Source organism: Haladaptatus litoreus (assembly GCF_900156425.1).
In the GTDB taxonomy this organism is placed as follows: Archaea; Halobacteriota; Halobacteria; order Halobacteriales; family Haladaptataceae; genus Haladaptatus; species Haladaptatus litoreus.
On the sequence record NZ_FTNO01000001.1, the window covers coordinates 125410 to 141993 of the forward strand.

At 59.1% G+C, this 16584-nt stretch carries 21 protein-coding genes; 15 read left to right on the plus strand and 6 right to left on the minus strand.

Going from position 1 to position 16584, the window contains the following annotated elements:
- Positions 1-138 precede the first annotated feature (138 nt).
- The 4 genes from kdgK1 to ygfZ all read left to right on the plus strand — a co-directional run bounded on the left by kdgK1 (position 139) and on the right by ygfZ (position 4656).
- On the plus strand, positions 139-1092 hold the full coding sequence (gene kdgK1, locus BW974_RS00685; RefSeq protein ID WP_076427101.1) for a bifunctional 2-dehydro-3-deoxygluconokinase/2-dehydro-3-deoxygalactonokinase: 954 nt from the start codon (positions 139-141) through the stop codon (positions 1090-1092).
- Positions 1093-1722: 630 nt separating this feature from the next.
- Positions 1723-3126 carry a dihydrolipoyl dehydrogenase family protein gene (locus BW974_RS00690; protein ID WP_076427103.1) on the plus strand — a complete coding sequence of 468 codons (1404 nt, stop codon included), beginning with the start codon at positions 1723-1725 and terminating at the stop codon, positions 3124-3126.
- A 66-nt stretch (positions 3127-3192) separates the two neighbouring features.
- Positions 3193-3489 carry a DUF6432 family protein gene (locus tag BW974_RS00695; RefSeq protein ID WP_076427104.1) on the plus strand — a complete coding sequence of 99 codons (297 nt, stop codon included), beginning with the start codon at positions 3193-3195 and terminating at the stop codon, positions 3487-3489.
- A 48-nt stretch (positions 3490-3537) separates the two neighbouring features.
- Positions 3538-4656 (plus strand): CAF17-like 4Fe-4S cluster assembly/insertion protein YgfZ, encoded by a 1119-nt coding sequence (gene ygfZ, locus BW974_RS00700; RefSeq protein WP_076427106.1) that lies wholly within the window; start codon positions 3538-3540, stop codon positions 4654-4656.
- Between the two features lie 52 nt (positions 4657-4708).
- Here the strand turns inward: ygfZ and BW974_RS24475 are convergent, their stop codons facing one another.
- The gene (locus BW974_RS24475) at positions 4709-4912 is read right to left on the minus strand and encodes a hypothetical protein (protein ID WP_076427109.1); all 204 of its coding nucleotides are present in this window, start codon (positions 4910-4912) and stop codon (positions 4709-4711) included.
- Positions 4913-5089: 177 nt separating this feature from the next.
- On the opposite strand from BW974_RS24475, the gene BW974_RS00710 reads away from it, so the two are divergent.
- Positions 5090-6016 carry a sulfide-dependent adenosine diphosphate thiazole synthase gene (locus BW974_RS00710; protein WP_076427111.1) on the plus strand — a complete coding sequence of 309 codons (927 nt, stop codon included), beginning with the start codon at positions 5090-5092 and terminating at the stop codon, positions 6014-6016.
- A gap of 31 nt (positions 6017-6047) precedes the next feature.
- Here BW974_RS00710 and BW974_RS00715 read toward each other — a convergent pair whose 3' ends face one another.
- The gene (locus BW974_RS00715; RefSeq protein ID WP_076427113.1) at positions 6048-6728 is read right to left on the minus strand and encodes a class I SAM-dependent methyltransferase; all 681 of its coding nucleotides are present in this window, start codon (positions 6726-6728) and stop codon (positions 6048-6050) included.
- A gap of 534 nt (positions 6729-7262) precedes the next feature.
- On the opposite strand from BW974_RS00715, the gene BW974_RS00725 reads away from it, so the two are divergent.
- Positions 7263-7598: a hypothetical protein gene (locus BW974_RS00725; RefSeq protein WP_076430172.1), complete on the plus strand. Its 336-nt coding sequence runs from the start codon at positions 7263-7265 to the stop codon at positions 7596-7598.
- Between the two features lie 77 nt (positions 7599-7675).
- Here BW974_RS00725 and BW974_RS00730 read toward each other — a convergent pair whose 3' ends face one another.
- Positions 7676-8575, minus strand: a complete 900-nt coding sequence (locus BW974_RS00730; RefSeq protein WP_076427118.1) for a thiamine-phosphate synthase family protein — start codon at positions 8573-8575, stop codon at positions 7676-7678.
- Positions 8572-9180, minus strand: a complete 609-nt coding sequence (dcd, locus tag BW974_RS00735) for a dCTP deaminase (RefSeq protein ID WP_076427120.1) — start codon at positions 9178-9180, stop codon at positions 8572-8574. Before dcd ends, BW974_RS00730 begins: the two co-directional genes overlap by 4 nt.
- 157 nt (positions 9181-9337) lie before the next feature.
- Here dcd and pth2 point away from each other — a divergent pair, with 157 nt between their 5' ends.
- The 4 genes from pth2 (at position 9338) to truD (ending at position 13177) form a co-directional block, all read left to right on the plus strand.
- Positions 9338-9676 carry a peptidyl-tRNA hydrolase Pth2 gene (pth2, locus tag BW974_RS00740; RefSeq protein WP_076427122.1) on the plus strand — a complete coding sequence of 113 codons (339 nt, stop codon included), beginning with the start codon at positions 9338-9340 and terminating at the stop codon, positions 9674-9676.
- Positions 9677-9785: 109 nt separating this feature from the next.
- Positions 9786-11372, plus strand: a complete 1587-nt coding sequence (locus BW974_RS00745) for a bacterio-opsin activator domain-containing protein (protein ID WP_076430173.1) — start codon at positions 9786-9788, stop codon at positions 11370-11372.
- An 81-nt stretch (positions 11373-11453) separates the two neighbouring features.
- Positions 11454-11825, plus strand: coding sequence for a DUF7344 domain-containing protein (locus BW974_RS00750; RefSeq protein ID WP_076427124.1), 372 nt, complete (start codon positions 11454-11456; stop codon positions 11823-11825).
- Between the two features lie 26 nt (positions 11826-11851).
- Positions 11852-13177, plus strand: coding sequence for a tRNA pseudouridine(13) synthase TruD (truD, locus tag BW974_RS00755; RefSeq protein WP_076427126.1), 1326 nt, complete (start codon positions 11852-11854; stop codon positions 13175-13177).
- A 17-nt stretch (positions 13178-13194) separates the two neighbouring features.
- Here truD and BW974_RS00760 read toward each other — a convergent pair whose 3' ends face one another.
- Positions 13195-14559, minus strand: a complete 1365-nt coding sequence (locus BW974_RS00760) for a hypothetical protein (protein WP_076427128.1) — start codon at positions 14557-14559, stop codon at positions 13195-13197.
- A 102-nt stretch (positions 14560-14661) separates the two neighbouring features.
- On the opposite strand from BW974_RS00760, the gene BW974_RS00765 reads away from it, so the two are divergent.
- The 5 genes from BW974_RS00765 to BW974_RS00780 all read left to right on the plus strand — a co-directional run bounded on the left by BW974_RS00765 (position 14662) and on the right by BW974_RS00780 (position 16346).
- Positions 14662-15378 carry a DUF2103 domain-containing protein gene (locus BW974_RS00765; protein WP_076427129.1) on the plus strand — a complete coding sequence of 239 codons (717 nt, stop codon included), beginning with the start codon at positions 14662-14664 and terminating at the stop codon, positions 15376-15378.
- Positions 15379-15463: 85 nt separating this feature from the next.
- A complete protein-coding gene (locus tag BW974_RS25255; RefSeq protein WP_175609601.1) occupies positions 15464-15619 on the plus strand; it encodes a DUF8015 family protein in 156 nt (51 codons plus the stop codon).
- A gap of 42 nt (positions 15620-15661) precedes the next feature.
- Positions 15662-15940, plus strand: coding sequence for a 50S ribosomal protein L37ae (locus BW974_RS00770; protein ID WP_076427130.1), 279 nt, complete (start codon positions 15662-15664; stop codon positions 15938-15940).
- A complete protein-coding gene (locus BW974_RS00775; RefSeq protein ID WP_076427131.1) occupies positions 15940-16074 on the plus strand; it encodes a DNA-directed RNA polymerase subunit P in 135 nt (44 codons plus the stop codon). The genes BW974_RS00770 and BW974_RS00775 overlap by 1 nt, the downstream gene beginning before the upstream one ends.
- 5 nt (positions 16075-16079) lie before the next feature.
- A complete protein-coding gene (locus tag BW974_RS00780; protein WP_076427133.1) occupies positions 16080-16346 on the plus strand; it encodes a KEOPS complex subunit Pcc1 in 267 nt (88 codons plus the stop codon).
- 44 nt (positions 16347-16390) lie between these two features.
- On the opposite strand, the gene BW974_RS26340 is transcribed toward BW974_RS00780, so the two are convergent.
- Positions 16391-16528: a hypothetical protein gene (locus tag BW974_RS26340; protein ID WP_245799865.1), complete on the minus strand. Its 138-nt coding sequence runs from the start codon at positions 16526-16528 to the stop codon at positions 16391-16393.
- Between the last annotated feature and the right edge of the window lie 56 nt (positions 16529-16584).

Here is a 16584-nt window from a genome sequence, read left to right on the forward strand (position 1 = left end):
GCTAACAAACATTATTCTTTTTGACACTTCTCATTTTACCTGCAGTCTTCTCTCCTTTACTTGCCATCCTCTCTCCACGCGCTCCACTACTATCGACTTACCGGGTGAACTATGCGTTCCGCCAACCTTGTCGCGCACATGACCGACCTCGTGACGTTTGGCGAGACGATGCTGCGCCTCTCACCACCGAACAGTGAGCGAATCGAGAGTACTTCGACCCTCGAACTCCGGGCCGCGGGCGCGGAAAGCAACGTCGCCATCGCAGCACATCGCCTCGGTGCGGAAACGATGTGGGCGTCGAAACTCCCCGATTCGCCTCTCGGTCGGCGGGTCGTCGCCGGACTCAGACAGTACGGCATCGACACCGAAATTGCGTGGACTGACGACGGCCGACAGGGAACCTACTACCTCGAACACGGCACCGACCCGCGCGGAACCAACGTCATTTACGACCGGGCAGACGCTGCGGTGACCACGACCGAACTCGACGACCTCCCACTGGGTTCGATTCGAGACGCGAAACTCTTCTACACCTCCGGTATCACGCCCGCCCTCTCTTCGACCCTCGAATCGACCGTCGGCGAGGTGCTCCGGGATGCACAGGCTACCGGAACGACGACAGCTTTCGACGTGAACTATCGTTCGAAACTCTGGTCGCCCGCCGAGGCTCGCGAGAGCCTGACCGACCTCTTCCCGGCAATCGACCTGCTCGTGACGGCGGAGCGCGACGCGCGCGACGTGCTCGGACGCTCCGGCGACGCCGAGGAAATCGCGCGCGGACTCGCCGCCGACTGGGACTTCGAAACCGTCGTCGTCACCCGAGGTTCCGCGGGCGCGCTGGCGTTCCACGACGGCGAGATTTTCGAGCAGTCCGCCTTCGACACCGAGACGGTTGACCCGATTGGCACCGGGGATGCCTTCGTCGGCGCGTTTCTCGCCTGCCGACTGGACGAGGAGGACGTACAAACTGCACTCGAATACGGTTCCGCCACTGCGGCGCTCAAACGCACGATTCCCGGCGACGTGGCCGTGGTGACGCGAGAGGAGGTCGAGCGGGTTGTTGCTTCCGACGTGAGCGAAATTTCGAGATAGCGTTTTTGGCGGGGTTTTCGTGTGTTTGCGTAGCCTGTGCTTTGACGAGTTGTCGATTTTGTCCTAGGTAATCACGACAACAAATGACCGCCTCCGCACCGCATCCACCCACACGCCTCCCCAACCGACTGCGCTTCTCGCTCCCTTCGGTCGCTCCGATGCTCATCCCTCGCACGCTGTCAGCACGAGCCTTCGGACGTGAGGTCCTCTGCCTCGTACCAGCGCGCGCCATATGGTTGGTCACAGTTCTCCATTCGCCGCAAACCTCGTGGCACGTGCGTCGGCAGGCCCGAGGAGTTCACTTCCGAGGGTCTGCCGATTAGCGCGCGAGGTCTTCGTGAGTGTCGAAGGAGCGAGCGAACGGCTCGTCGGAGCTCGTCTCCGACGGTGGATGAGTGAACGAGCGACAGCGAGTAAGCGAATCGGTTGGGGAGGTTCGTGGACGGTTACGGTGCTGTGGCGGTTTTCAGTGGAGTCGTGACTGCCTAGCACTAAACTTCCGCAAACTCTTCAGCACCAAGTCTTCACTTATCCTTTTGCTCCACTTCAACGAACCAATCGAGAGAATCTACCCACCATCGAGACCGGCACCTCAAATCATAATGCCTCGGCAATCTTCGATACTCCCATATGACCATTCATGTCGCAATAATCGGCGCGTATGGAAGCGCGGGGGTCGCAGTCGCAAACGACCTTGCGGACGACCCAAATGTCGAACTCACCCTCATAGACGACGGCGAACCCGGCGGCGGCTTGTGTATCCTCCGGGGATGCATGCCCTCCAAAGAGGTGCTGTCGGCCTCGGCACACAAGTTTCACGCTCGGCACGACCAGCGACTGTCCGAAACGCCGGAGGTGGATTTGCAATCGGTCGTGAACATCAAGGACGAACACATCTACAGCTTTGCGGAACACCGCCGCGCCGCGGTTCACGATCTCGCGGAACGCGAAAACGTCGAATTTTACCACGACTCCGCCCGGTTCGTGGACGACCACACGATTCGAATCGGGAACGAACAAATCGAAGCGGACTACGTCGTCATCGCCACCGGGTCGGTCGTGAACGTGCCCGAATTGCCCGGAATCGAGGACGTGGAGTTCATGACCAGCGCGGACGTGCTGGACACGACTCAGTTCCCCGACTCGGGCGTCGTGATGGGGTTCGGCTACGTCGGTCTGGAACTCGTACCCTACCTCACTGAGGCGGCGGGGATGGACATCACCGTCATCGAACACGACGAGCGACCGCTGGACGAGGCCGACCCGGCGTTCGGCGACGAACTGCTCGACATCTACCGCGACCATTTCGGCGTCGAAATTCTGACCAAGACGGACGAGAAACGAGTCGAATCCGCGGAAAACGGACTTCGGCTTCATGTCGAACAGGACGGCGACGAGCGGGCTATCGAGGCCGACCAGTTGTTTTTGTTCACGGGCCGACGACCCAACCTCGACGGACTCGGCTTGGAGAACACGAATCTCGAACCCAAAGCAGAGTGGGTCGGGGACACGATGCAGTCCTGCGACGACCCCAGAACGTTCGTCGTCGGGGACGTAAACGGCAAGGAACCGATTCTCCACATCGCCAAAGAGCAGGGCTTCAAAGCCGCCGAAAACATCCTCGCGCACGCTCGCGGAGCGGAACTCGAAACCTACGAAAACGTTCATCACCACGTCATCTTCTCGGCAACTGGCGTGTATCCGTTCGCCCGCGTTGGACTTTCTGAGGAGGCGGCACAGGAAGAAGGACGCAACTACGTTGCGGTCTCACGGCAGGCTAGCGACGACGGCGTGTTCAAAACGAAACAGGCCGTCGAAGGACTCGCAAAACTCGTCGTGGACGCGGACGACGGCACGGTTCTGGGCTATCAGGGACTCCACTATCACGCCGACGTGATGGCGAAAACGATGCAGGTAATCGTCGAATCGAAAATGGACGTTCGCGACGTTCCAGACCGCGCGTATCATCCGACGACGCCCGAAATTTTGGATGGGTTGCTGCGTGACGCCAGTGCGGAAGTCGGTGAGAAATAACGATACAATTTGCCATCGACTCGAATCGCAGGTAAGGCTAAAACCCGGGGTGACATAGAGACAGATATGAAGGCCAAGCGGGAGTATCGACGCCGCACGGACATCGAAGTCCGGGTACTCGACGCCCTCGTAGACCGGCACGAGGAAGGGATGACGGTGTTCGAACTTCGGACGCAGGTTGATGTCGATATTGACGATTTGGAGGACGCACTGGGCAACCTCAAAGAGGACGGCCTCATCGACGCCGAGAAAGAAGACAGGAGAACCCTCATCAAACCCGACGAGCGCGTCATTCCCGACCCGGAGGAAGAAGGCGACGAACCGACCATCGTTGACCGCATCATCGACCGACTACCGCTCTAATCCGAACACATCCGACGTTTTTACCCGGCCACGGCGACGACTACGACCATGCACGTAGAAGACCTGCACGCCGACCACGGGGCGACGTTCTGCTCGGTTGGCAACCGACGGGTGCCGCGCGATTACGGACGACCGGAGCGCACGCACAAAGCGGTCAGAAACGGCGTCGGACTCACGGAAATGCCGTATGGCGTCGTGGTCGTCACGGGTGACGACCGAATCGAATACGTCGATAACGTCGTTTCGAACCGGATTCCGAGGGAAGACGGCGAAGGAACCTACGCCCTGCTCCTCGACCCGCAGGGGAAAATCGAGATGGACATGTACGTCTACACGACGGACGACAAACTCCTCCTCTTTACCCCGCCCGGCAAGGCAACTCCACTGGCCGAGGAGTGGCGCGAGAAGGTGTTCATTCAGGACGTGGAAATCACGGTTGCGACCGACCAGTTTGCCGTCTTCGGCGTCCACGGCCCCCATGCCACTGAAAAAGTCGCCAGCGTGCTGAACAACGTCAGCACCCCTGACGAACAACTGACGTTCGTTCGCGGGAAGATGGCCGACGTGGGTGTGACAGTTATCCGAACCGACGCGCCGACTGGAGAAGAGGGGTACGAAGTCATCTGCACGACCGGCGAAACCGAGGACGAAATCGGTCGCCCGCGCCCGAACGTCGAACTCGTTTTCGACGCGCTGATTACGCACGGCATGAACGCCGCGCCGTTCGGCAGGAAGACGTGGGAATCGCTGACGTTGGAGGCCGGGACGCCGCTGTTCGAGTTCGAATTGGAGGGCGAAATTCCGAACGTTCTCGGGATTCGCAACGCGCTCGACTTCGAGAAGGGCTGTTTCGTCGGACAGGAAGTCGTCTCGCGCGTCGAAAACCGCGGACAACCGAGTCGTAAACTCGCCGGACTGCTCCCCGAATCGGTTCCCGAACAGGGCGCGGCGGTCTTCGACGGCGACGAAGTCGTCGGCGAAGTCACCCGCGCAATCGACAGTCCGTCCCGCGACGAACCGATTGCGATGGCACTCGTAAACTACGACGTAGCGATGGATTCCGAACTGACAGTCCGCATCGACGGCAAAGACGCTTCCGCTGAACTGCTGTCGCTTCCCTTCGTAGAGGGTAGTGATTCGTCGGGGCGCGTGCCGCAGTACGACTGAAAGTATATGCTGTTGAAACAGCCATTATTTTCTGCGAGATGTCTTTAGCCGGCTATCGGTCTGCATACTGACGGATGAGTCCGCACTCTGGACAGACAACCACGGTTGGCTTGATTTTCTCTTTCGCTCCGAGTCCTCCGAATATCCCCGACTTTGGTTCGTCCGTCACGAGCTGAAGCTTGAATCCATCGGTCGTCCGCATCTTCATCTCTTCCATTCCTACACCACAGTCAGGACACCGTCTCGTAGTCGTCATTTCGGGGAGGATGGACGTTGACGCAAATAAATACTCCGTCCTGTCAGTGTTTGGAGGTTCTCTATCGAACTGTAGCTGCGAGGTAAAAAATGTCGAACAGCCTAGTTTCGTTCGCCGTCTTCGTCCCATCAACAGAGGGAAACGGTTTTCAATAACTTAGTAATATTACTAGGTGGTATGCACGACTTCGACGGATTCGCGGACGTTAGCGAGGCGGAAGTTACCCGAGCAATCGGCACAGCGTGGAGTGAGGAGTTCACCGAGTTTTCCGAGAGCGAGGTCATCATCGTCGGCGGCGGCCCGTCCGGACTGGTCGCCGCGAAGGAACTCGCGGAACGCGGTGTCCAGACGATGGTCGTGGAGAAGAACAACTACCTCGGCGGCGGGTTCTGGCTCGGCGGATTTCTGATGAACAAGGTCACGGTTCGTGACCCTTCGCAGGCCGTCTTGGACGAGTTGGGCGTCCCCTACGAGGAATCGGACGAGGCAGAGGGATTGTACGTCGCAAACGGCCCGCACGCCTGTTCCGCCCTCATCGAATCGGCCTGCGCCGCGGGCGCGAAGATGCAGAACATGACCGAATTCACTGACGTGGTCGTCCGCGAGGGCCACCGTGTCGGCGGCGTCGTGATGAACTGGACGCCGGTTCACGCCCTCCCGCGCGAACTCACGTGTGTTGACCCAATTGCAGTCGAATCCGACCTCGTTATCGACGCAACCGGACACGACGCCGTGGTCGTCTCGAAACTCCAAGAGCGCGGTGTGCTGGATGCTCCGGGACTTTCCCACGCAAAGGAGTACAACACCGGGATGGACAAAACCGAGGAAGGGCAGTACGGCGCACCGGGTCACGACTCGCCCGGTCACGATTCGATGTGGGTCGCAAAGAGCGAGGACGAGGTGGTCGAACACGCCGGAAAAGTCCACGACGGACTCGTTGCTACCGGCCTCGCAACCGCGACGACCTACGGTCTGACCCGAATGGGGCCGACTTTCGGCGCGATGCTCCTATCAGGTAAACGTGCGGCGCAGGTCGCACTGGACGAGTTGGAGGTTGGTGGGACTGTCGAAATGGAGGGAAGCTCGTTGACTGCGGACGACTGAATAGATTAACCGCTACATCTTCGCTCTTTTTTCATACCGGCAGTCGCCCGCCGGTAATCCGAACCACACCTAAGGCGTGTTCGCTGTCGTTCGTCTCGACGGCGCGCTCCGACAGCGCGCGCCGTGCTTCCGCGACTCGGTCGTCGAGCACGTTCCACGGGGGTTCCTCGAAGTTCTTCCCTCTCCCTGGCGTCGAGGCGACGACCAACCCGCGGAAGGCCTGATTCACGGCCCACGAGTAGGGATGCGTGCTCTGGCCCGCATCGAGTAGTGCGAGTCCGCCACCCGGACTGATGCCGTCCAGCCAGTAATCGACCGTGGTGTACGGGTCGTCCAGCATCCCCACGACGAACGTGGCGAGGACGGCGTCAACCTCCTCGCGGAGTTCGAACGCGGCGGCGTCGGCCTGCACGAGGTGGACGTTGTCCCAGCCTTCGCGTTCGATTCGCCACTGGGCCTGTTCGAGCATTCCGCGGGTGAAATCGACGCCGACGACAGTTCCGTCCGGGCCGACACGCTCCCGCAGGTGCGGAAAGTTCGCCCCCGTGCCACAGCCCATCTCGACGACCGTATCGCCCGGTTCGAGGCCGAGTTCGTCGGTGACCCGGCCACGCAGTTGGGAGAGGCCGGGTGTCGCCGACGCGAGGAAGTCGTAGAGCCGCGCCCACCGCCCGTAGAACTGTTGGGCGGCGGTGGTTCTGCTCTGGGACATGGATACAGCTACGACCGGTTTCGATAAAAGAGACGGGGCTGGATATGCACGGTCGTATTATAACTTGTGGGCGAGGTATATTAGAAATTTAACGAACGACCGTCCGAACACGGTATTTATGGCGGTATCGTTCAGACAGCATTCCCGACAAAACTACTCTAAAACGGCCAGAGTATTCAATACATGAAAGTATTATTTCCATTACTATATGATACATGTGCTCTCCCGAAACGACGAAAATGCGTCGTCAGGGCGAGCACCGTGTCATCAGTACGACTGGAAGCGACGAAAATACATATCCCGTCCTCGAAGCACCTGTCGAGAACAACGAGGACACGAGAATCGGTTCACAGACCCACAGCTACGCTGTCTGTGTCTTAAAAAATAACCTCGTGTACCCCTACCCGAGGTAACTGAACAGTAAGACCGGACTGGTATATACTTTGTGTGTGCCAGTTCCGTTGGACGATATAAACTGCCTGCGTAAGTAGACAAGAACTAAACGAAATGAGAACGATACAGAAACAATACAGCATGCAACCACTGCCTAAGGCTAGTGATATTCCCGCCGGATGGGAGCAGTCGCCCATCCGGGGCGACGAAATCGAACTCCGGCATCAGAACGGAGATATCGCAGTGAAGGCGGTTCGTGCGACGAGTGCGGACGAGTGGAAGCTCGAAATGGAGGACAGCATCGGCAACCGATATACCACGGTTCGACCCGTGGGACAAGCCGACACAAAAACTCAAGCCGTTTCGGCGCTCGTGGCGCTTGCCGAGGCGGTTTCCGACCTTCGAAACGAGCGCGACGACATGCTTCCCCACGACATCGTTCGGGAAGTGAAACGCGGACAGCGAGTGCCGGTGTAGTTAAGTCGAATCGAGTTGAGTCGAGTTGAGTCGAATCGAGCCGGGGGACTCGATTCACCAGACGGCCAACACGAAACTCAGACGATTTTCCGCGCTATTTCCGCCGTTTCTTCGGCAGTCTCGCCCAGGATGTACGTAATCGGTTCGATGCCGTAGCTTCCGGTGTGGTACAGAATCGCCGCATCGGGATTCTCCGCGAACGCGTCTCCGAGCGTTTCGCCGAGATTCTCGTAGGTTGCGTCGAACTCTGCGGTTTCGTAGCCCAACGCATCCAATCTGCTGATGATGTCGGGGTCGTACCGAATGTTGAGCGCGGCGCGAGCGTTAGCGCCGTTTTCGCGCGCCGAGAGCAGGATGGAGGCGACGTGTTCGCTGACACCGAACTCGGGTTCCGCCGGAATCGTCGCCCGGCCTTTCACGTCGAAAATTCTGCCCGGAATCCCCGCAACGTCGTCAATCGCATCTGCATCAGGGAGACATTCACAGAGATTCGACCCGACGGCGGGGATGAGCGACGAAAACCCGCTCGTCTGTTCTACGATTCGAATCGCCCGGCGCATCGAGGTGAGAACGCGCTCCGTCGCTCGAAGTTCGTCTTCGGGGTCGTGGATGTTGAAATCTCCGCCGTGGCCTTTCAGCTCCGGCATCGATTCTTCGTGCAACTGCGCGATGAGGTCGTGGTCTTCCAGTCGCCGAATGAGAACTTCGACTTCCACGAGGGCCTGCACCTGACTCATGCTTCCCGTCGCCAATCCCTCGCTGATTTCGTCCACGAGGCGACTCACGCGCTCGTCGTCACGAATACGGTCGTTCTGTGCAACCTCTCCGTGGGCGTATTTCGACACCGCACTCTGGCTGATGCCGAGCGCGTCGGCCACCTCGCTCTGTGTCAATCCGCGTTCGCGCAAATCTTCCGCGAGCATCGAGCGAAACGTGGGCAAAAACTCCTCGACGACGATTTCCTCGGCGAACTTCATGAGTCGTCTTCCCCGAAATTCTGCTCGCCGCCGAACTCGTGGTCGCTGCCGATGCGGGACGCCTGTGGCCCGTCTTGGTCTTGATACTTCGACCCGCGTTCCGACCCGTACGGTCGCTCTGCCGAGTTTTTGAGTTCTGTGAAAATGAGCTGTGAGATTCGCGTGTCCGGTTTCAGCGCGACGGGCGCCGTACCGAGATTCGACAGTTCGAGCGTGATTTGGCCGCGATAGCCGGGGTCAACGACGCCCGCAGTCGCGTGGACGACTACCGCCAGTCGGCCGAGCGACGACCTGCCTTCGACGTGCGCCAGCAAATCGGCCGGAATCTCGACGCGCTCTTTCGTCGTCCCGAGAACGAAGTCGCCGGGGTGGAGGATGAACTCGTCGCCATCCTCCACGATGGTTTTGTCCACGTAGCTATCGACTTCGTCTTCGCTGTCGGGGTGGATACACGGGATGTTCGTGCGCTGAAATTCGAGGAACTCCTCGCCGAGACGGAGGTCGATGCTCGCCGGTTGAATCTGCAAGTCGGGTTCGTCTATCGGTTCGACGACCAGCGACCCCGATTCCAAACGGTTGCGAATATCGACATCGGAGAGTATCATGTCGGTAGAACGGGCGGGGGTGAGTAAAGAAGATTCGGTCGTTAGTCGGCGTCGAAAAACAGTCAACAGAATTGAAATTGGAAATGTTTTGTTTGTCGAAACGACGCATCCCGACCTGAGTAGCCAGCGTTTTACTCCACCACTTCCACCACTGCCCATGAAACAGACCATCGTCGCGCGAACCGACATCGGGATGGGCCGCGGAAAACTCGCGGCACAGGTCGCACACGCGTCACTTTCCGCATACGAGGATACGGGGCGCAAAGCACGGAAGGAATGGAAAGGAGGCGGACAGAAGAAAGTTGTCGTAAAAGCGAGCGGCGAAGAGGAAATTTTCCGACTCGCGGAAAAAGCACGCGCGGAGGGCCTTCCACACGCTATCATCCGCGATGCTGGACACACCCAACTCGACCCCGGCACGGTGACCGCACTCGCCGTCGGCCCGGCGGACGATGACCTCGTTGACCGGGTCACCGGTAATCTTTCTTTGTACTAACAACTCATTCTCTCCGAAAAATTACCAGTGTAGAAACACTTTAGCGGCTCGGTTGCTGTTCTTCCGATACGCTACGACCCATGTTAGCGATTGACTCATGAAAACGGTAATGGACGAACGAACCGTTCGAGCAGTTCTCGATACGCTCCCGGACGTATTCTACGCCTTCGATGCCGATGGGTCACTAGTACAGTGGAATGACCGCTTGACGACGCTTACGGGCTACGACGATTCGGAAATTGAGGGAATGACTCCAGGAGACTTCATCCCAGAAGAAGACCAAGAAACGATATTCGAGGCTATCGACGCCGTCCTTGCAGACAACCAAACCGAAACACGACAGTCCGCGCTGTTGACGAAGGACGGCGAAAAAATCCCGTTCGAATTTAACGCACGGCGGGTCACCGACGCGGATGGCACCGTTCGTGGATTCGTCGGAACCGGTAGAAATCTCTCCAAGCGCCGCGAACGCGAGCGTGAACTCCGCCGACAGCACGACGAACTGAAGACGTTCAACCGAATCAACGAACTCGTTCGCGAAGTCATTCACGCACTCGTCTCGGCGGCGGTACGCGAGGAAGTCGAGCAAACTGTCTGTGACCATCTGGTGGGTTCCGACCTCTATCGGTTCGCGTGGGTCGGCGACTACGACGTTGTCGAGAATGCTATCGTCCCGCGAGCGACCGCTGGTGACGACGAGGGATACCACGAAGTGGTAGGGGAGCGAGTGAACGACGAGTGGGAGCGCCCCGCGGAAACCGTCTACCGAACCGGTGAGAGCGTCGTTGTTCGCGACATCTCCAAGGAACCCGCGCTCACAGCAGACCTCAGGAACGATGGAGTCGAGCGAGGGATTCGTTCGGGAATCGCGGTTCCGCTCTCGCACGGCCCGACGATGTACGGCGTCCTCGTCGTCTATGCGAATCGCACCGATGCCTTCAGCGAGCGCGAAGCGGACGGATTCAAAGCCCTCGGGAAACTCGTGGGGTTCGCCATCAACGCGACCGAGAGCAAGAAACTCCTAACTGCTGGCTCATTCGTGGAACTGGAGTTCGACGTGGCGGACGAGGACGCCGTACTGGTTTCCCTTTCGCGTCAAACCGGTGGGGCGCTCGTGCTCAAAGGAACCGTTCCACTGTCCGGTGGACAGTTTCTCTACTATGTACGCACCGAGGGGGTCACGCCGGAAGAAGTCGTGGAGGTTGCAGAAACGCTGTCTGCCGTGGACGAGTCGCACGTCGTTTCCTCCCATTCCGACGCGGGGTTATTGGTGTTGACCGTCTCGGACTCGCTGGTGAATCTGCTCGTCGAAATCGGTGCGAAGGTTCGGACCGCCAGAGCCGAACACGGCGAGAAACACCTCGTCGTGGAGGTGTCGCCGGACGCCGACATTCGCACGCTGTTGGACTCCGTTCGGTCGTCACATCCCGACGTGGAACTCATCGCAAAGCGGGAAGTCGATAGACCGGTCGAGACACGAAGCGATTTTCGCCAATCGTTCGCGTCCGACCTCACGTCCCGCCAACGGGCCGCCTTCCGCGCCGCCTATCTCGCTGGCTACTACGACTGGCCGCGAAAAAGCACGGCCGAGGACATCGCCGACACGATGGGTATCGCGCCCGCGACGCTTCATCAGCATCTACGAAAAGCGGAGGGGAAACTCGCGTCCGCGTTCTTCACTGACAACAGGGAGTAAGACGACGCTTTTTGCCGTCTTTCACACTACCAACGCACGTAGGTACACAGTACTTGGTTACAACGTTCCACTACAAGACTGATGAGCGAGAGACAGGCAACAGTAGACACGAAAGAGCGACACCCAGATGACGAGGTGAACCTGTCGGTTGAAACGCTCTTCGACGTGCTGGAGAGTTCCCACCGGCGATTCGTCCTCTCGCACCTCTCGGAGTCGCTACCACCAGTAAAAATCGACGACCTCGCGGAGTACATCGCCACCGCGGAAGAAGGGACGGCGGATACCGACCCATCCCCGGAGATGACGGACGAAATCGAGATTCTCCTGTATCACGTCCATCTACCGAAAATGGAGGATGTGGGTCTGGTGAAATACGACTCCTCGGCAGGAACCGTCGAACCCGGTGACGCAATCGACGGGACACAGGGCTACCTCGAACTCGCGGAACTTTAGTCCCGTCCGGTTTATTCTCCGGACGAATGCGCGAGGCACACCCCATCGAAACTGCGGTCGGTATGGAGTATTACGTCAGTGACACCGCGGGAGTGGGCGGCCACCTCCGCGCCACTGACGAGGATTTTCGCGTCCGGGAAATCGAGCAGTTTGAGGTCGAACCGCTCGATTCGGACACCGGTTCGTATCCTCATCTCGTCGTTCGGGCCACACTACGCGGGTGGGATACGAACGACTTCGCCAAGCGCCTGTCCAGCGAGTTGGCCATCAGTAGGGAGCGCGTCTCGTGGGCCGGGACGAAAGACAAGTACGCCGTCACAACCCAACTGTTCAGCCTTCGAAAAGTAGACCCGGAAAACTTGCCTGAGATTCGAAACGCCGAAATCGAACCGCTCGGACGAGCAGGGCGAGCACTCCAGTTCGGTGACCTCGCGGGCAACGAGTTCGAAATCGTCGTCTCCGATCCCGAACGTCCGGAAAACGCAGACACAATCGCGGACGAACTCGAAGATTTCGCAGGTTCCGCGGACGGCGTCGCGGTGCCGAACTTCTTCGGCCAGCAACGCTTCGGCAGTTTGCGGCCCATCACTCACGAAGTCGGTTTGCACATCGTTCGCGGCGAGTGGGAAGACGCCGTGATGGCCTACGTGGGCAATCCGTTCGAGACGGAACCCGAGGATACCCAAACCGCCCGAGAGCGCGTCGAGGAGGTCGCGCCCGACTGGGACGCTGTTCTCGACGCGCTCCCGAGACGACTCGGATTCGAACGCTCGATGGCCCACCGACTCGTGGAAAACGGCGGCAGTGAACCCGAGGACTTCCGCGATGCGTTGGAATCTCTCCCGACGAATCTCCAGCGATTGCTCGTGAACGCGGCCCAGTCGTATATCTTCAATCGAATCCTGAGCGAACGACTGGAACGAGGATTGCCTTTCGACAAACCGGTCGCTGGCGACGTGGTCTGTTTCGCCGAGGAGGTTGACGGCCTCTTGCTGCCCGACATGAACCGGGAACAGCAGGTCACCGAAAAACGCGTGAAAACCATCGAACGCCACTGCAAGCGTGGGCGGGCGTTCGTCACCGCACCCCTCGTCGGCACGGAAACCGAACTCGCCGAGGGGGAACAAGGAGAAATCGAACGCGAAGTGCTGGCCGATTTAGCCCTCGAACCGACCGATTTCAACTCGCCGGGCGAGTTCCACTCGACCGGCACCCGACGGGCGATTCTGGTTCGAACCGACTGCAGTGTGGGTCACGACCCGCTGTCGTTCGACTTTTCGCTTCCCTCAGGTTCGTATGCGACCGTCTTCCTGCGGGAGTTTCTGAAATCCGACCCGCTCGATATGGGGTAGATTCGACAGAGTTGTTGCTACGATTTTTCGACCGGAACCATCCTGCCGAGCAAGAATGCTGGAATCCCGATGAAGGTGACGGCGACCAGAATCACGCCGACGAACACGAGCGAATAGAAAATATCCAACGACGTTCCGACGTACGTAATCGGTCTGGCCACCGCAAGCGAAACCGCCAGCATCGTCGGCGGGAGGGCGATGGCAATCCGTCGGTAGCGCGGGTCGCTGACCGCATAGCCCACGACGGCCATCGAGAGCAGAAAGAGGCTGGAAAACGCGGCGAACATGAAGTTGTTGACGGCGTAGTAGTTTAGCGCGAGCAGTCGGGACACGAGGAAGCTATTGACGGCGATGGCGCTGGCAAACAGTATCACTACGCCTGCTCCCCACGCTAAAAGGACGCCGCCTGCAATACGGGGAAGCGTCGGACGAACGTCCGCGAAAGTCAGGAGTGCCAACACGGTGTATGCACTGCCACCGATAACGGTTCCTGCGGCGAAGCCACCGCCGCCGTCCGCGATTCCGAGGAATCCGAAGCAAAGCGTGAGGACGCCGAGTGCGGTGACGATGCCCGCGAGCCATTTCGCTGTTCGTTCGTCGCGCTTCACCGTTTTTCCGCTGAACCACACGAACCCAACGAGAAACGCCAGTAGGGAAATCGCAGGGAGAAGAACGTTGAGGAGCAGGTTTCGAATTACGTCGTCAGCGAGCGTTTCCGAAACCGAGACGAAACTCCAAAACTCTCCGACCACGCCACCCGACTGCGTGAAGGTGACGAACGGGCCGTTGCCCCTGTCACCGTCGTATGTGGTGAGTTCCAGTTCGTTCCCGCGAACCGTCGCTTCGCTCGGTGCGCGCGTGATGTGGGTTCCTGACGGCCCGATAACGGTCATTTCGTCGGCACCTAAGTCGGAAATCCTCTTCGTCCCTATTTCGCGGAAGCCATCGAATCGGAGGGTGTCGCCGCGCGTTTCGGTGACCTGCTCGTCGCTCCGGTAGCGGAGGACGGCCGTGTCACTGCCGACGATTTTCGCAGAGAGAAAGTGTATATCGCTGTAGCCTTCGGCGCTTTCGGCGATTTCGGTGAAGGCGTCGTGGTTGTTCCGGAAGTATCGAACCGTCCGCTCGCTCGTCAACCGATTCCGCACCGTCCAGATGGCGGTTTCGTTCTCGTAGACGCGAACCGTAACGGTGCTGTGTTCGACACCAGTCGCCGTTTCGTTTTCGAGTTTGTTCCGTTCACCGTACCACGTCGCAGATTCTCCGAATCCTTCGCCGCACGGTTCGCAGACGGACTGTGGAGGATGGCCAGCCATTGCTGGAATCGCCACGAGAAAGACGAGAGCGAGGAGGGAAATCGTCCGGAGACGAAAACGTTCCATATTCCAAATCATTCCTAATCAGGTATGTTTCTTGCCCTCGGATTTTACTGTATCGTGACTGCGAAACGCCGAGATTAAACGCCACGATTCGCAAAGGACGACATGGACTGTCGGCAGTGTGCGTCCCCGCTCGAACGTCCCGGCGACTACTGTCTCGTCTGCCGGACGCACAACGCCGATGCCGTGGTTCTCTCTCTCGACCGCGACCACGCAGAATTGACGATGCTGGTGGAAGACGCAGTCGTCGGGAAAACCGACGTGCGCACGACGCCCGAAGACGGCGACGCGGAGGTCGTCGAACTCCGCAATTTTGCCGGTCGAATCGCGGACGAAGTACAGCGAAAACGCCCGGAAGAAGTGTTCGCGGCGGGCGACCGCACCGTGGTACGGGCGGTTCGCGCACATCTCCACTACGATTTCTATCGCGTCGGGAAAGAAAACCCAGTCGAAGACGTGCTTTCCCGCAGAGGTGACCGTTCGCTGGAAGTCGTGGAAACCGCTCCAGCGGACAAACTCGGTGGGTCACACACCACGCTCATCGGAAACCGCAACGGGATGCGCGTAATTCGGGAAATCGCGGGTCACCCACACGTCAAGAAAATCATTCCCGGCCCAATCAGCGCGGGCGGCGCGAGTTCGGATTCCGGCGTCCGGGCCAAAGCCACTCGCGCGGACGAAAACGGAAACGTCCGACTGCTGCTCCGAGATGGCTCAAGCGTCCAAGAAAATCGCGTCGTGACCACCGCGATGGACAGAGAACTCGGCGAACGAATTCGCGAGGATTTGAACGAAGCGCTCGCGGAAACCGGATTTCGGTGAGTAGTTTCTACTGGTCGACACTACTTCATTCCCCACTTAGTGACCGCCGTAGCGCTTTTGAGGGTGGCTAATTAGATGTAATTACATGACCTCTCGCTACGACGCGGTGCTCGCGGCGATTCCGACGCTATCGGGCGGTGGATACGTGGCAGGGCAGTTTACGGCGTTTCCGCTGACAGTATTCGGACTGCTCGGGGCGGTGTTGGTCATCGGATATGCACTGGCTCGCCCGCCGGTCTGACTCAAAGGCTTTATTTGTCCTCTCGGGTAAATCTCCGGTACTATGGCCGAAAACTCCAAATCACGAACCGGCAGTGCCGGTCGGTTCGGCGCGCGATACGGTCGCGTCGCCCGCAAACGCGTCTCCGAAATCGAAGCGGACATGAACGAGAACCACACCTGCCCGGACTGTGGAAGCAGTTCTGTCGACCGTAAGGGGACGGGTATCTGGGCGTGCGGCCGCTGTGACTACAAATTCGCTGGCGGTACGTACCGTCCGGAGACGCCCGCCGGTAAGACTGTCAAACGTTCCATCCGCGCCGCGCTCGCCGACGAAGAATAATGAGTTACAAATGCTCGCGTTGTAAGCGAGACGTCGAACTGGACGAGTACGGCGGCGTCCGCTGTCCGTACTGTGGCCACCGCGTCTTGCTGAAAGAGCGGAGCAGGGACATAAAGGAAGTACACGTCCGATAGCGCCCGTGTCTCACGACGCGCTTTTCCAATTCGAGTACGAATCCGACGAGCGTGCACTGCTGATTTTCAGAAGCGTTGATCAGGAAATCGGGGAAATAGACGACGACCGCTCGCAAACGACAGTCGAACGGGAGGAAAACTGTGTCGTCATTCGTGTCTCCGCGGACGACCTCGTGGCGCTCCGTGCCGCGATGAATACGTGGCAAACGCTCGTGGGCGTCGCGGAGCGGGTTTCCGGGCTCGACGAGTCTTCACCGTCTATCGGTCGGTGACGAAGCCGACTTTCAGACGAGTCGCATCCTGACGCCACCGATTATCAGTTTTCACGCCATTCGTAACCATCCGGACGCTCGACGAGCGTCCCCGCTTCGCGCCACGCTTCGACTACGTTCTGAATGCCTTCCCGATAGGTCGGATACGAAGGCTCCCAGTCGAACGTCTCGTGAAATCGCACGTTCGAGGTCGGGGCCGAGTTCGTCAGCAGGCGTACCGACGATTTGCCGACGAGTG

Bases quoted from the DNA above. Each gene is read 5' to 3' on its own strand.
- kdgK1 (WP_076427101.1), top strand. From the start codon at position 139: ATGACCGACCTCGTGACGTTTGGCGAGACGATGCTGCGCCTCTCACCA.
- BW974_RS00690 (WP_076427103.1), top strand. From the start codon at position 1,723: ATGACCATTCATGTCGCAATAATCGGCGCGTATGGAAGCGCGGGGGTC.
- BW974_RS00695 (WP_076427104.1), top strand. From the start codon at position 3,193: ATGAAGGCCAAGCGGGAGTATCGACGCCGCACGGACATCGAAGTCCGG.
- ygfZ (WP_076427106.1), top strand. From the start codon at position 3,538: ATGCACGTAGAAGACCTGCACGCCGACCACGGGGCGACGTTCTGCTCG.
- BW974_RS24475 (WP_076427109.1), bottom strand. From the start codon at position 4,912: ATGACGACTACGAGACGGTGTCCTGACTGTGGTGTAGGAATGGAAGAG.
- BW974_RS00710 (WP_076427111.1), top strand. From the start codon at position 5,090: ATGCACGACTTCGACGGATTCGCGGACGTTAGCGAGGCGGAAGTTACC.
- BW974_RS00715 (WP_076427113.1), bottom strand. From the start codon at position 6,728: ATGTCCCAGAGCAGAACCACCGCCGCCCAACAGTTCTACGGGCGGTGG.
- BW974_RS00725 (WP_076430172.1), top strand. From the start codon at position 7,263: ATGCAACCACTGCCTAAGGCTAGTGATATTCCCGCCGGATGGGAGCAG.
- BW974_RS00730 (WP_076427118.1), bottom strand. From the start codon at position 8,575: ATGAAGTTCGCCGAGGAAATCGTCGTCGAGGAGTTTTTGCCCACGTTT.
- dcd (WP_076427120.1), bottom strand. From the start codon at position 9,180: ATGATACTCTCCGATGTCGATATTCGCAACCGTTTGGAATCGGGGTCG.
- pth2 (WP_076427122.1), top strand. From the start codon at position 9,338: ATGAAACAGACCATCGTCGCGCGAACCGACATCGGGATGGGCCGCGGA.
- BW974_RS00745 (WP_076430173.1), top strand. From the start codon at position 9,786: ATGGACGAACGAACCGTTCGAGCAGTTCTCGATACGCTCCCGGACGTA.
- BW974_RS00750 (WP_076427124.1), top strand. From the start codon at position 11,454: ATGAGCGAGAGACAGGCAACAGTAGACACGAAAGAGCGACACCCAGAT.
- truD (WP_076427126.1), top strand. From the start codon at position 11,852: ATGCGCGAGGCACACCCCATCGAAACTGCGGTCGGTATGGAGTATTAC.
- BW974_RS00760 (WP_076427128.1), bottom strand. From the start codon at position 14,559: ATGGAACGTTTTCGTCTCCGGACGATTTCCCTCCTCGCTCTCGTCTTT.
- BW974_RS00765 (WP_076427129.1), top strand. From the start codon at position 14,662: ATGGACTGTCGGCAGTGTGCGTCCCCGCTCGAACGTCCCGGCGACTAC.
- BW974_RS25255 (WP_175609601.1), top strand. From the start codon at position 15,464: ATGACCTCTCGCTACGACGCGGTGCTCGCGGCGATTCCGACGCTATCG.
- BW974_RS00770 (WP_076427130.1), top strand. From the start codon at position 15,662: ATGGCCGAAAACTCCAAATCACGAACCGGCAGTGCCGGTCGGTTCGGC.
- BW974_RS00775 (WP_076427131.1), top strand. From the start codon at position 15,940: ATGAGTTACAAATGCTCGCGTTGTAAGCGAGACGTCGAACTGGACGAG.